The sequence below is a fragment of the Catenibacterium sp. CAG:290 genome (assembly GCF_000437715.1).
Classification (GTDB): domain Bacteria; phylum Bacillota_I; class Bacilli_A; order Erysipelotrichales; family Coprobacillaceae; genus Catenibacterium; species Catenibacterium mitsuoka_A.
Genome location: NZ_FR898870.1, coordinates 21,170 through 35,134 on the forward strand (window position 1 = coordinate 21,170; position 13,965 = coordinate 35,134).

Annotated in this window: 12 protein-coding genes; 1 reads left to right on the forward strand and 11 read right to left on the reverse strand. The window is 33.7% G+C overall.

The annotated features are described in order from the left end of the window. Positions 1-13: 13 nt before the first annotated feature. The 7 genes from QVO42_RS09875 to QVO42_RS09905 all read right to left on the reverse strand — a co-directional run bounded on the left by QVO42_RS09875 (position 14) and on the right by QVO42_RS09905 (position 8,371). Positions 14-1,426, reverse strand: a complete 1,413-nt coding sequence (locus QVO42_RS09875; RefSeq protein WP_022425942.1) for a S41 family peptidase — start codon at positions 1,424-1,426, stop codon at positions 14-16. A gap of 115 nt (positions 1,427-1,541) precedes the next feature. Then, positions 1,542-2,555: a type I glyceraldehyde-3-phosphate dehydrogenase gene (gap, locus tag QVO42_RS09880; RefSeq protein ID WP_022425943.1), complete on the reverse strand. Its 1,014-nt coding sequence runs from the start codon at positions 2,553-2,555 to the stop codon at positions 1,542-1,544. 200 nt (positions 2,556-2,755) lie between these two features. Next, a complete protein-coding gene (gene rpoE, locus QVO42_RS09885; RefSeq protein ID WP_022425944.1) occupies positions 2,756-3,094 on the reverse strand; it encodes a DNA-directed RNA polymerase subunit delta in 339 nt (112 codons plus the stop codon). A gap of 9 nt (positions 3,095-3,103) precedes the next feature. Beyond that, positions 3,104-4,765 carry an arginine--tRNA ligase gene (gene argS / locus QVO42_RS09890; protein ID WP_022425945.1) on the reverse strand — a complete coding sequence of 554 codons (1,662 nt, stop codon included), beginning with the start codon at positions 4,763-4,765 and terminating at the stop codon, positions 3,104-3,106. Between the two features lie 68 nt (positions 4,766-4,833). Further along, the gene (gene cls, locus QVO42_RS09895; RefSeq protein WP_022425946.1) at positions 4,834-6,396 is read right to left on the reverse strand and encodes a cardiolipin synthase; all 1,563 of its coding nucleotides are present in this window, start codon (positions 6,394-6,396) and stop codon (positions 4,834-4,836) included. Next, positions 6,393-6,788: a DUF1934 domain-containing protein gene (locus QVO42_RS09900; protein ID WP_022425947.1), complete on the reverse strand. Its 396-nt coding sequence runs from the start codon at positions 6,786-6,788 to the stop codon at positions 6,393-6,395. Before QVO42_RS09900 ends, cls begins: the two co-directional genes overlap by 4 nt. After that, the gene (locus QVO42_RS09905) at positions 6,788-8,371 is read right to left on the reverse strand and encodes an HD domain-containing protein (protein ID WP_022425948.1); all 1,584 of its coding nucleotides are present in this window, start codon (positions 8,369-8,371) and stop codon (positions 6,788-6,790) included. The genes QVO42_RS09900 and QVO42_RS09905 overlap by 1 nt, the downstream gene beginning before the upstream one ends. An 88-nt stretch (positions 8,372-8,459) precedes the next feature. On the opposite strand from QVO42_RS09905, the gene QVO42_RS09910 reads away from it, so the two are divergent. Next, positions 8,460-9,275 carry a purine-nucleoside phosphorylase gene (locus QVO42_RS09910; protein ID WP_022425949.1) on the forward strand — a complete coding sequence of 272 codons (816 nt, stop codon included), beginning with the start codon at positions 8,460-8,462 and terminating at the stop codon, positions 9,273-9,275. Positions 9,276-9,304: 29 nt separating this feature from the next. Here the strand turns inward: QVO42_RS09910 and QVO42_RS09915 are convergent, their stop codons facing one another. The 4 genes from QVO42_RS09915 to QVO42_RS09930 all read right to left on the reverse strand — a co-directional run bounded on the left by QVO42_RS09915 (position 9,305) and on the right by QVO42_RS09930 (position 13,960). Then, positions 9,305-10,768 carry a family 1 glycosylhydrolase gene (locus QVO42_RS09915; protein WP_022425950.1) on the reverse strand — a complete coding sequence of 488 codons (1,464 nt, stop codon included), beginning with the start codon at positions 10,766-10,768 and terminating at the stop codon, positions 9,305-9,307. Positions 10,769-10,841: 73 nt separating this feature from the next. Further along, positions 10,842-12,155 carry a hypothetical protein gene (locus QVO42_RS09920; RefSeq protein WP_022425951.1) on the reverse strand — a complete coding sequence of 438 codons (1,314 nt, stop codon included), beginning with the start codon at positions 12,153-12,155 and terminating at the stop codon, positions 10,842-10,844. Continuing rightward, on the reverse strand, positions 12,133-13,239 hold the full coding sequence (locus tag QVO42_RS09925; protein ID WP_022425952.1) for a metallophosphoesterase: 1,107 nt from the start codon (positions 13,237-13,239) through the stop codon (positions 12,133-12,135). Before QVO42_RS09925 ends, QVO42_RS09920 begins: the two co-directional genes overlap by 23 nt. Positions 13,240-13,285: 46 nt before the next feature. Then, positions 13,286-13,960, reverse strand: coding sequence for a GntR family transcriptional regulator (locus QVO42_RS09930; protein ID WP_022425953.1), 675 nt, complete (start codon positions 13,958-13,960; stop codon positions 13,286-13,288). Positions 13,961-13,965: the final 5 nt, after the last annotated feature.

The window sequence follows — 13,965 nt, forward strand, 5'->3', positions numbered from 1 at the left end:
AAATCCCCTCTTTCTATATTAAAGTAAGTACCTTCTGTAAACTATTATCATATTCCTTATGACTTAATCTTTCTGCAAGTACACTAACCATGCATTCCTGATCACTATATTCTAATACACCATCTACAGTTAATCCATGATCCTGTTCAAAACGTTTTAATGCATCACTCACTCCTTGTGAGAAATAACCATCTGTACGACCTGGATTATAACCTAACACATCTAATAATTTTTCCATCACAATAATAGAATTATTCACATTATCCACATAAAACTTATCACTATAATAAGTGAAATAAGCTGATAAGAGAGATTGATCCTCTACAGCGACATCTGGAGTCCATCCCTTCTTATTAATATTCACACCCTTAGGTGTATACCACTTTGCATAAGTGTATTTCAATACAGAACCATCAGATAAGTTTGTCTGTGCCTGGATAGTCCCTTTCCCATAAGACTGCTGCCCAATAAGTTTATATCCCTGTATTTCTTTAAATGTACCTGCACATAATTCAGATGCACTGGCTGTTCCACTATTCATTAAAATATAACCATTAGAAAATGCATAATGTGTCTTACTATTATCCTTATATGTTTCAGTCTGACCCTTCTTATTCTTAACAGTAAAGAGTGTCTCTCCCTTCTCATTAAATAAAGAAAGAAGATCTCTTGCAGCAGTAATATAACCTCCACCATTACCTCTTAAATCTAGAATAATATCTGAGACATTCTGTTTCTTAAACTCTTTTAAAGCTTTTTCTACATGTTGAGCAGTTGTATCACCAAAAGTAGAAATATTTACATAACCATATATTTTATTAGTTGTAGTACCTACATAATAAGTCACATCAGAACTGAAATTATTACGTACTGCTTTTACACTTAAAGTCTGTTGTAGTCTTTTAATCTTTAAAGAGACTTCAGTCCCTTCATTTCCTTTAATATATTCCTGCATTTCAGTACTAGTCATACCAGAAAGTGATTTGTTATCAGCATCAGTAATGATATCTCCTGCTTTAAGACCCGCTTTTTCTGCACTACTTCCTTCAATAATACCAGTTAATAAAGCACCGCTATGTACAGGTGAGAAATAAACACCAATACCACTGTAATTACCATTAATATCACTATTAAATTCTTTATTCTCTTGTGTAGACATATATGAAGAATGTGAATCACCTAAACCATCTACCAATCCTGCAATCATACGATCTTGAATAGATGTTTTAGAGTCAGTTGTATCCAGCCAATTATTATTAAGAAGTTCTACGACTTCATCCACTACTGTCATATTTGTCTTATCTTCAGCACTCGCGTCACTATTATGAAATACTAAATAACCGCTTCCAAATCCAAGAGCTAAACATAATACACCTATGACTATATATTTGATTAATAAGTTTTTCTTTCTTTTATTTAATTCCATGTTCAAGTCACCTCGTTTCATTATTTTATCATAACATGACTGTTTTGAGTAGAAACTTGACCAAAAAGAAAAGATCCCTATAATAGGGATCTTCCATTATTTAATTCAGATCTGATTAAGCTAATTCTGAGAAATACTTGATTGTCTTAACCATGTTAGAAGTGAATGAGTTTTCATTGTCGTACCAAGATACAACCTGAACTTCACTATTTCCATCAGGTAAAGCGTTAACCATAGTCTGAGTTGCGTCAAATAATGAACCGTAAGTCATTCCAACGATGTCAGAAGATACGATTTCGTCTTCATTGTAACCGAATGAATCAGTTGCAGCAGCCTTCATAGCAGCGTTAACTTCATCAACAGTAACAGTACCCTTAACAACAGCTGTTAAAACTGTAGTTGATCCAGTTGGAACTGGTACACGAACTGCAGAACCGATTAATTTACCATTTAATTCTGGGATAACTAAACCGATAGCTTTTGCAGCACCTGTAGATGTTGGTACGATGTTAACTGCAGCAGCTCTAGATCTTCTTAAGTTACCTTTTCTCTGTGGTCCATCAAGAAGCATCTGGTCACCAGTGTAACCATGAACTGTTAACATGATACCACCCTGGATTTCTGCTAACTTGTTTAATGCATTAGCCATTGGAGCTAAGCAGTTTGTAGTACAAGAAGCTGCAGAGATAACCTTATCTTCTGTTGTTAATGTTTCGTTGTTTACGTTGAATACGATAGTCTTAAGATCGCTTCCAGCTGGAGCTGAAATAACAACCTTCTTAGCACCTGCAGCTACATGAGCTTCAGCTTTTGCTTTTGAAGTGTAGAAACCAGTACATTCAAGAACTACGTCTACGTCTAATTCACCCCAAGGTAATTTAGAAGCATCTGGTTCTTTATAGATAGTGATCTTCTTACCGTTAACTGTGATGTAATCTTCTCCTGCTTCTACTGTATCAGCATGAGCATATTTACCCTGTGAAGAATCATACTTTAATAAGTAAGCTAACATTTTAGGTGAAGTTAAATCGTTGATAGCTACTACTTCATAACCTTCTGCATCAAACATCTGTCTGAATGCTAAACGACCAATACGGCCAAATCCATTAATTGCAACTTTTACTGCCATAATATGACATTCCTCCTTAAATAATTTCTATCTGTATTATAATCCAGCACTTAACTAAAATCAACTATTTCACAAGGATTTATGTAAAGGTAAACCCTTTCATCAAAACTTTTTTTAATGTTTAGAGCAAAACACAAAAATGAAGCATAAGCATGTAAAAACTATCTTAATTTATAGAAAAAAAGAATAAGGATTTCTCCTTATTCTTCTTCCCCATAGCTATCTTCAACTAAGCCTTCGTCTTCTTCTTCAGCGCTTTCTTCTGATTCATCTTCATTGTAGATATCATTCATATCGATATGCACTTCTTCGAATCTATGTCTTGTTCTAAGATCCCATTTGTTTTCACCAACAGTGATCATACGACCATCTAAGATCATATTTGTATAGAATAATGATTCGTTATCGTCTTTCTGTTCTTCATCGAATTCTTTCTTTTCAGCAACTTCTTTCCAGATATCATAGAAACTCATTGCTCCTGCTGATTTTGTAAGAATTTCGAATGCGATATTTACCATTGACTCTTGTCTGTAATCCATAGTAGCCTCCTACATCTTTTCTGGTGCATGGACACCAATTAAGTTTAATGCGTTTGCAAGTGTAATGCGTGTTGCTTCTACAAGTGCTAAACGTTGAGATGATAATTCTTTGTTTTCTTCATCAATTACATGACAGTCACCATAGAATGAATGGAATAACTGTGCTAATTTCTGAATGTAGTTTGCAATCTTATGAGGGGCTCTTGTACGAGCTGCATCATTGATTGTGTTTTTGAATTCATTAATGTGTTTTAATAATTCAATTTCTTTTGGGTTATTAATCAATTCAAAGTGATCTGCAGGTTCAATGTTCTTTTCTGCTGCTGATCTCATGATTGAACACATTCTTGCATGTGCATACTGTGCATAGTATACAGGGTTTTCATTTGACTGTGATTTTGCAAGTCCTAAGTCAAAATCAAATGGTGTGTTTGCTGCTTTCGCTACAAAGAAATAACGAGTTGCATCTACACCAATATCATCAATTAAGTCACGAATAGTAACAGCGTTACCAGTACGTTTACTCATCTTAACAACTTCACCGTTTTCAACCATTCTTACCATCTGTAAGATATCGATATTCAACTGATCTGCATTATAGCCTAAAGCCTGGACAGCTGCTTTCATACGGTTGATATAACCATGATGGTCAGCACCAAGTAAGTCAACTAAGTAATCATAGCCTCTATTCAACTTACTTAAGTGATATGCGATATCTGGTGTGAAGTATGTATAGCTTCCATCAGTTTTAATAAGAACACGGTCCTTATCATCACCGAAGTCAGTTGTTCTAAACCATAAGGCTCCATCCTGTTCATATGTATAGCCTTTTTCTTTTAACTTATTGATTGCAGGTTCAATCTTATTACCTTCATATAAAGAAGTTTCAGAGAACCATACATCAAATGATACACGGAATTCCTTTAAGATATCTTTAATCTTCTGTAATTCATGTTCAGTACCCACCTTACGGAAATAAGCAATGGCTTCTTCTTCAGTTAACTGAGTTAAAGCATCTCCTTCTTTTTCCTTGATACTCTTTGCAATATCAATGACATCCTGTCCCATATATCCATCTTCAGGAATTGGACGTTCAATATCAAATAATGCAAGATAACGGCTGTATAGAGATAATGCAAGGTTAGTGATCTGCTTACCTGCATCATTAATATAATATTCTCTTGTTACATCATAACCTGCTTTAGTCATGATACGGCAAATAGAATCACCTACTGCAGCACCCTTTGCATGACCTAAGTGTAAGTCTCCTGTTGGGTTGGCAGAAACGAATTCTACGTTATATTTCTTTCCTTCACCGAAGTGAGTCTGTCCATAATTATCCTTTTCTGAAAGTACTTCAGTAATTACTGAAGTAAGCGCATCATTTTTCATAAAGAAGTTAATAAAACCAGGACCCGCAATTTCTACTTTTTCTACATGTGCTGCTTCCTGATCAAGTGAATCAACAATGGCTGTCGCAATTTCACGAGGATTCTTATGGAGTGTTCTTGTCAGCTGCATCGCAATGTTAGTAGAATAATCACCATGAGTAGAATCCTTAGGAATCTCAATCATGATATTTTCAGGGGTGATATCTACTGCTTCAAAGCACTTATTAACAGACTGACCAATGGCGATTTTTAGTGAGTTTTCAAGCTTATTTTCAGCCATCTTGTATTCCTCCTTTTTTATTTCATACTCTAAATAATGTATCACAAAATGTTGGACTGTCAAGAATTTTATAGAAGTGGAGAGAATAATCTCAATAATCCTTCTACGAGTCCTTTAAAATGACGGCTGTCATCTATTTTTACAGGTGCACAGATTTCATTCATTTCTCTAAAATCTCTCTTGATTGCAGATAAACATTCTGCTTCATATAATAAGACATTGCATTCAAAGTGTAAGTATAAAGAACGATAATCAAAGTTGATTGTTCCTACTGTAGCTGCTTTACCATCAACTAACATGACTTTCGCATGTAAGAAGCCTGGTAAATATTCATACACCTCAATACCAGCACGAATGAGATCATAATAATAAGAACGTGTCACTCTAAAGACAATCTTCTTATCCGGTACATGAGGGACATAGAGTCTGATCTTAACACCATTCTTAGAAGCAAGGCACAATGCCTTCAACATAACATCATCAATAATAAAATAAGGTGTCATAATATCAATACTTCTAGAAGCATGTGTAATCATATTTAAATAAACTGCTTCTCCAACACCTTCATCATCTAATGGATCATCTCCATAGGGTAATACATAACCTGTATTCTTAAATGGTTCAGGATGATAGGTATGTGGTTTAAACTGTTCTATCTCTTCTCCATGATATTCCTTATGATAAGCATAGAAGGTTGATAGAAACATAGATGTCAAAGACCATACTGCTTCTCCTTCTAAGCGAATTCCTGTATCCTTCCAATGTCCAAAACGCATCTTACAGTTAATATATTCATCTGCTAAGTTAAAACCTCCAGAATAACCAATATAGCCATCAATCACACAAATCTTACGATGGTCTCTATGATTCTGACTTAAAGAGAAGACAGGAATAAAACGATTAAACATCACTGTTTTAATACCTGCTTCTTCTAATTTCTTTGCAAAGTGAAGAGGTACAGTTGTAAAGGAACCAAAGTCATCAAAGATAAAGCGTACATCAACGCCTTCTTTAACCTTCTGTTTTAAGATTCCGATGATTGTATCAAACATCAGTCCTTTAGAAACAATAAAGTACTCCATAAAGATAAAGTGTTTTGCATGTAAAAGATCTTTAATCATATCCTGATAGTTATAATCACTTAATGAATAGTACTTACATTCTGTATGATTATATATAGGGAATGATTGTCTATTGAGATAATCTAAAGAAATAATCTTCTTATTAATAATCTGATTTCTAATAACCGGATCCTGATGTCTTGTTTCATTAAAATATTGTACTTCTGGCTGAATCTTTCTTTTTAACCAGCGTGATGGTCTTTTGTTACCTAACAAGAGATAAAGTAATCCTCCTGCATTAGGCAATAACATTATAAAGAAGATCCATGTCATCTTATAGTTTGTATTCTCATCTTTACTAATCAAATAAAAGATCATAAATGCGGAAAGTGAGATAAATAAGAAACGAACCACACCATTAAAGTCTGTGAGTATTGCTGCAAAGTATACAAGATAAATAGCCTGAATACAGATGAGCGCAATATAAATCACAATCGGACTTAGTAAGAACTGGATAAAACGATATAGATATTCAAAGAACAATGCTGTAAAACGTTTTATATATTTCATGAAGGCATCCCTTCTTCATCTATATCAGAGTAATGAACCATCATATAAGCTTTAGTTACAAGATGTTCCTGGTCATAGAGTTCATAGATAAATTTCATTGTACCTTCTCTATATTCTAAAGAAATCACTTTTGTATAAAGTTCTACAACACCATAGGGTAATGTATATTTATTAGGTACACGCATATCCTTATTAAAATGTAGTACTGATTGATCATTCACAAGATGTACATGTGTATCATCATATTGGATATGCATTGGTTTCCCTTCTACTTCAAAAGAGATATGATGAACACCTTTTACTTCATAATGGTCTCCAATCTCTTTGTATTTTACTTTTTCTTTGACAGGGCCATTGACTAATAAACATTCATAAGAAATTCTTTTTTTCATCATCCTACCTCCTTAATCATATAGTTACCTTCTGTACGATACCCATTTTCTAAATAAAAATCAAGAGATTGTGTATGAGGAATAATCTTGATTATATCTTTATTGTATTTTTTAAAGAAATCTTCTATTGCAGCTAATACTTCTTTTTCATAGAACTCTCTACGATCATCAGGAAGTAATACAATGTCTTTGACACAATCATCAATAATATGTGCACACCCTATAACATGATCTTCTTGATAGAATTCTAAGAATATACCTTCCTGATTCCATTCTTTAGAAGTCTGTTCAAGAATATAATGTGTACCTTGTGCATCTTTATAGTTATTAAAAGACTGATATCTAAAAGATGAACGTCTAATCACTTGTCTAGTAGAGAAGATCTTCTGATCCTGTTTGGCTTTACCTAATAATATAGCTTGTACAATTTCTGATTCTTCTGGTAATGAACTAATTGTTCCATCTTGTTTAAGTATTTCTACTTCATTCGCATGTCTGACCTCCATACGTTTATAAGGTACCTGATTCATAATCGCATCACTTGTGACATAATAGCGAGGATCCAGTCCTTCTTCTATACATATCTTTCGTGTATTTTCATAATCTTCATCACCCTTAAGTGTACGATATTTAAATAATTCTCTTTCTAATAAACGAGTCGATAAATCTTTAAGAATTGTATCATCTTCATCCATAAAGCATCTTATATAATAGAGTAATGATGTTTCATCAAGTTTCACAAATTGTTCAGGTGTAAAGTTATCTTCTAAGAAAGGAATAAGAAGTGGAAATGAAGATTTAAAGGTATAGTTTTGTTTATATAAGTCCTTTACACGTTTCATAACACTCCCTAGTACTTGTTCATAACTTCTAGATACGGGATGATAGTACACCTGCCAATACATATAATAACGAGCTAAAATATAATCTTCTATTGCCTGTACACCTGAAGATTTAAAAACAATACGATTATCTACAATACGCATAGTACGTAATATTCTTGATAAATCAAACTGTCCATAAGTGACACCACAGTTATAAGAATCACGTAAGAGATAATCCATACGATCAGCATCTACCTGACTAGAGATCATCTGCACCAACATTGGTTTATCAGCTTTCTTTTCTATAATACGTGCCACATCTTCAGGTAAATGAGGATCTATTTGTGTTAGGACTTCATGTACCTCTGTATGTCCTCTAATAAGAGCAGTGGTCATCTCTTCATGATTATATTGGAATATACCTTCAAATGAATGAGAGAAAGGCCCATGTCCTAAATCATGTAATAAAGCGGCACATAATACAGTTAAACGTTCATAGTCTGTTAAGTGGTTTTTGACTTGATCTAATTCTATCATTTGTCGAGTTATTTCATAAACACCTAAAGAATGGACAAAACGTGAATGTTCTGCACTAGGAAATACCATGGATGTACCTCCTAACTGTTTAATACGTCTTAAACGTTGAAATTCTTTTGTATTAATCAGTTTCCAGATAGGCATATATTCTACATGTATATAGTCATGTACAACATCTCTAAATACTTTTGTATCAAATAAACGGTAATCTTCTAAATGCATGGTATCACCTTCCTTATGAAAATTATTCTATCATTTTTAAGAGCCATTTGCGAATGATATAGGTTATAATAGATATGGAGGTATATTTATGTATATTGATGAAATTTATGCTGCACGTGATTATATTCAGTCACGTTATAAAAATCCTATTGATGTTGCCATTGTATTAGGTTCAGGTTTAGGACCACTTGCTGATGTGATTAATGAACCTGTAGAAATTGATTATAAGGATATCCCTTATTTCCCTGTTTCTACTGTACCAGGACATGCTGGTAAACTTATTATCGGTGAAATTGGTGGTAAGACTGTTGCCTGTATGAAAGGACGTTTCCATTTCTATGAAGGCTATGATATGCAGAAAGTCACAATGCCTATTCGTGTATTTAGTGCTTTAGGTATTAAGAACTTAATTGTGACTAATGCCTGTGGTGGTGTAAGAGATGATTTAAATCCAGGACAGATTGTAATTATTTCTGATCATTTATCATTTATGATGCCATCACCTTTAAGAGGACCTAACCTAGATGATTTTGGACCACGTTTCAAGGATATGACTGATGTTTATACATCAACATTACGTAGTCTTGCCTTAGAATCCGCAAAGAAAGTAAATGTAGATGTAAAAGAAGGCGTTTATTGTTTCTTTAAAGGACCACAGTTTGAAACACCTGCAGAAATTCGTGCATTCAAGACACTTGGTGCAGATATGGTAGGTATGTCTACAGTGCCTGAAGCCATTGTTGCAAGACATTCTGATATGAAGATTTTAGGTATTTCATTAGTGACTAATAAAGCAGCAGGACTATCAAATAATGAATTAAATCATATAGAAGTCATGGAAGCAGCAAATAGTGCAGAAGAAAGACTTGTAAAGCTTGTAAAACAGATTTTGAAAGACATGTAATAAAGACCAGCTTACGCTGGTCTTTTATATTAGTCTAGATCTTCACCGTTAGATTCAATGACTTTCTTATACCAGTAGAAAGAGTCTTTCTTACTTCTCTTCATAGTACCAGTACCATCATCATGTTTATCTACATAAATAAAGCCATAACGTTTTCTCATTTCTCCAGTACCTGCAGAAACAAGGTCAATACAGCCCCAAGTTGTATAACCGATTAAATCAATACCTTCTTCAATCGCTTTATCCATTTCTTTAATATGTGCACGGTAGTAGTCAATTCTATAATCATCATGAATAGAGCCATCTTCTTCTACTGTATCAAAGGCACCCAAACCATTTTCTACAACCATTAATGGTAATTCATAACGATCATAAACGACTTCAAGATAGTATCTTAATCCCTCAGGATCTAATGCCCATCCCCAATCAGAATATGTTAAGTAAGGGTTACGTACACCAAATGACATATTACCACCTACAGTATCTTCATTCTTATGAGTTGTAATAGACTGAGACATATAATATGAGAATGTATAAAGATCAACAGTACCATTCTTTAATTCTACTAAATCCTGTTCTGTGATATCTAATTCGACATTATGTTCCTTCCATAAGCGTTTAGCATATGTTGGATATTTACCTTTACACTGTACATCTCCACAATAGAAGATACCCTTTTCCCATTTATAACGATTAAAGAGAATATCTTTTGGATCAGAAGTAAGTGGATAATAAGTAATACCACAGATCATGCAGCCAATCTGATAGTCAGGATCAATCGCATGACCAATCTGCACAGCTCTTGCACTCGCTACAAACTGATAATGAAGATGCTGATATGCTTCCTGGAAAGCTTCATCACTTGCATTATCTGGTAAGAAGTTAATTGTATTATTAATTTCATTAAATGTAAGCCAGTATTTAACTAAGCCTTTATATTCTTTAAAGATTGTAGTCACATACTTTTCATATAATTCAATGTACTTTCTATCCTGCCAGTCACCATACTTTTCTTCTAAAGCAAGTGGTGTATCAAAGTGCCAGATAGAAACGAGTGGTTCAATACCCGCATTTCTTAATTCTGTGAATACATTTCTATAGAAGTCCAAACCAGCCTGATTTGGTTCTGTTTCTTCTCCTGTAGGATAGATTCTAGACCATGAAATAGAAAGTCTGAACATCTTGAATCCCATTTCTTTTAGTAATGCGATATCTTCCTTATAGTGATGATAGAAATCAATACCATCATGGTTAGGATATAGTTCATCATCAAAGACTGCAAAATGAGCCCCTTCTGGTAATTTAAAACCATGGTTAGGTAATTTCTGTTTCTGACCATCCTTATCAATAAATGTAACCATTCTAGGAGTATTCACTGATCCTCCTGTAGTTACATCAGTACGGGCCATACCTCTTCCATCTACATTCCATGCCCCTTCACACTGATTGGCAGCAACAGCACCACCCCAATAAAAATCTTTACTAAATGTCATTGTTTATTCCTCCTAAATCATATTATATGAATTTTTAAACAAATATATTAAAAACAGACAGATTATGAAAATATTATTTTGGAATATCACATGAACCATAGTAATTATTCAAACCTACAATATGTGTATAGGTTTTGTGATTAATAGAGATATAATCCACATTTTCTATAAGGTTCTTATATGTATTCTCTATTTGATATTCACAATGAGGGTTCTTCATAATAGTTCCTGAATAATTGATATCAGTAGAAATAGGATAAGGATTATAGACAGGCATATTACTAAAAATAGGTATTTCTAGTATACGTTTCACATGATCCATATTATTAGACTTGTACCCTCTTAACATATTCTTTGCTTCACTATAAGGTGCTCTAATGTTAGACATATAATAATGATGACCAGGATTATTATTGTGGACATCAAACTTCTGCAGATAAAGAGAATTCTGTCCTTTAGTGATATAATTATCAGCTAAATACTTAGAACCATAGAGAATAGCTTTTTCTCTTGTATCCCAGTTTCTTGATGCCGCAAAGTCTATCCCATCCTGATCACTACTGTTTGCTCCTATATTATATATATTATAGAAGAGAGGTCCTTGAGGATTGTTTCTTGCATGTCCTCCACGAAGTCCTAGTCCTCCACCTGTCTGTTCTTGAATCGCACGGGTAATGAGTAATGACATAGAGATGTTATTTACTTCTGCACTGTGACGGTAGAGTTCGGCCCAGTCTTTTTTAGACTGGGGTTCTATACCTGACATTTCAGTTCCTGCCAGCATTCTTTTTCCTTCCTGTAATGTTTCAGAAGAATTATAAGTGAGCTTCTCAAACATCAGCGCATGATAAGCATCCAAACCATTACGTGGGTCTAAGAAATAACGGACTGCATTCAAAGAAACACGACACCATGTCTGTCCTTCTATAATATCAGGAGAGGCGATCATTGAAGAATCATTTGTATCTATCAATGACTTACTTTGGAAGATAGAAGCTGTATCATTAAAGTCTAAAGAAGTAGAAAGAGGTACATAGTTCCACTCTGGATAAAGTACATGTAAGAAACGTAACGGTTGTTTATAACTATCAGGAAATGATGTGATTTCTTTTTCAAAAGATTCATCAAATACATATGCAATCACATTACGACTTGATATATAGCCTTCTTTCTTCTCACCATTCACATATATATAACCATAATATTGAGAACCTCTTTGTCCTTCTACAACTAAAGGTTGTCCGATTGTTAGTGTTTGATTTAAGAATGATGTATTCTCTTTAACTAAGAAAATATGAGGTGCAAGCTCCTTATACGAAGTACATTGATGAACACCTAGAAGTAAAGCTAGTACACATACTATCTTAATAATCGATGTCTTCTTCATTGACCCACCCTACCTGTGCACCGCAGATAACATAAACATAATGTCCATAGACACCTGCAATCTTGACTTCAGTGCCTTTTTCACCTATAAACCAATGATCTGTATAATCATCTAAACAATAGAGATGATGATTTCTTTCATATAAGAATTCATTCTTAATAGAGATCATTACATGATCACTCACTCTATAACATTGACTAAACTCTTTTCCTTTCTTCATCATCTTTACTTCATAATCTGGAAAAGCTATCTTATGATCTACTTCACCATTGCCATACAGATCTTTATTTAATACACCTATAGGAAATGGCTGTACACATTCTGTTTGATATGTCACTTTCCCCTTATAACTATGAATAATAAGCGCATTTAATTGTGAAATAGGCTTCACACCTGTTCCTCCATCAATACAGATAATCTTCTTTTCTTCATCTATAATAATGTCATTATGAATAGAACGAGGGAAATAATTAGATGTAGGAAGATGTCCTACTACAACTGTATATTTTAATGAATGTCCTAATTCATAAAAATGTTGGAGTTCAAGGTAGGAAGAGAGACCACATTCCTTATAGTTTTCTCTTGGTTCTACACCTGCATGGACAAATAAATAATCATTAAATAATAATGTAGTAGGTAAATGGGACATGAACTTTAATTCTTGTTTTAGCTTTTCAGCCATGATTTTCTGCATACCTAAAGGTGTTTCATGTCCATCACTAAAATGTTCATGATTATAAATATCTCTAATAATACCGTTCTTACTATTTCTTTTGAGATACTTAGGAATTTCTCCTGCAATTTCTGGAATAGTGAGCAATGCATTCATCGCCCATTCACAATTACCCATCAAAACATAACACTTGGGAAAACGTGAAAGATTCATAATAAAGTGTATTGTTTCTAATACCTGGTCTCCTTTTTCTACAAAGTCACCAATAATCACCAAATAATCCTCTACAGGATCATAATTCACTTTTCTTAATAATTCTTTAAAGCGGTCTAAATGACCATGTATATCAGATATTGCAATCAGGCGATAGTCATTCTTTTCTTTTTTAATTAAATGTTTAGGTGTTAACATAAATAGCCTCCTGATATCATTCTACAACAAAAAAAGTAGGTTGACCCTACTTTCTTGTTGCATAATATTTTCTTACAAGCATCTGTGTTTTACGAATATGTCTTTGAATACGTTCTGTTGCTTCATCTTTGTCTCCATCAATGATGGCTTCTAGAATAGCACGATGTTCTGCAAGTGATGATTCTAAACGTTCTGGACGTGCAATAGAATGTCTTGATGTCACAGAGACATAGTAATGAATATCCTTAAGAATCTGTTCAAAATAGGTAGACTGTGTTGCCTGATAAATAGACTCATGGAATAAAATATTAAAATCATTCACTTTATCAAAGTCGCCCTTTGTAGTATAGAATTCTAGTAATTCAAATACTTCTTTAATTTTAGCAAGATGTACTTCATCCATACGATCAATTGCGAATGAAACAGCTAATCCCTCTAAAGAAAGACGTATTTCAAACATATCATCAATATCACGAGGTGAAAAACCTTTCACATAAACACCTTTGTTAGGAATACTTTCTACTAAACCTTCTAATTCTAGCTGTTTTAATGCTTCTCTAATAGGTGTACGAGAAATCTTTAACTCTTTTGCAAGTGTTAATTCATTTAGTTTATCACCGCATTGATAACTTTCATTAAGAATACGATCACGTAATAAGATAAATATTTTAGAGCCCAATGATCCATGGGAAGTTGATTCAAAAATGCTATGAGATGGCATTTCAT

Bases quoted from the DNA above. Each gene is read 5' to 3' on its own strand.
- QVO42_RS09875 (WP_022425942.1), bottom strand. From the start codon at position 1,426: ATGGAATTAAATAAAAGAAAGAAAAACTTATTAATCAAATATATAGTC.
- gap (WP_022425943.1), bottom strand. From the start codon at position 2,555: ATGGCAGTAAAAGTTGCAATTAATGGATTTGGCCGTATTGGTCGTTTA.
- rpoE (WP_022425944.1), bottom strand. From the start codon at position 3,094: ATGGATTACAGACAAGAGTCAATGGTAAATATCGCATTCGAAATTCTT.
- argS (WP_022425945.1), bottom strand. From the start codon at position 4,765: ATGGCTGAAAATAAGCTTGAAAACTCACTAAAAATCGCCATTGGTCAG.
- cls (WP_022425946.1), bottom strand. From the start codon at position 6,396: ATGAAATATATAAAACGTTTTACAGCATTGTTCTTTGAATATCTATAT.
- QVO42_RS09900 (WP_022425947.1), bottom strand. From the start codon at position 6,788: ATGAAAAAAAGAATTTCTTATGAATGTTTATTAGTCAATGGCCCTGTC.
- QVO42_RS09905 (WP_022425948.1), bottom strand. From the start codon at position 8,371: ATGCATTTAGAAGATTACCGTTTATTTGATACAAAAGTATTTAGAGAT.
- QVO42_RS09910 (WP_022425949.1), top strand. From the start codon at position 8,460: ATGTATATTGATGAAATTTATGCTGCACGTGATTATATTCAGTCACGT.
- QVO42_RS09915 (WP_022425950.1), bottom strand. From the start codon at position 10,768: ATGACATTTAGTAAAGATTTTTATTGGGGTGGTGCTGTTGCTGCCAAT.
- QVO42_RS09920 (WP_022425951.1), bottom strand. From the start codon at position 12,155: ATGAAGAAGACATCGATTATTAAGATAGTATGTGTACTAGCTTTACTT.
- QVO42_RS09925 (WP_022425952.1), bottom strand. From the start codon at position 13,239: ATGTTAACACCTAAACATTTAATTAAAAAAGAAAAGAATGACTATCGC.
- QVO42_RS09930 (WP_022425953.1), bottom strand. From the start codon at position 13,960: ATGCCATCTCATAGCATTTTTGAATCAACTTCCCATGGATCATTGGGC.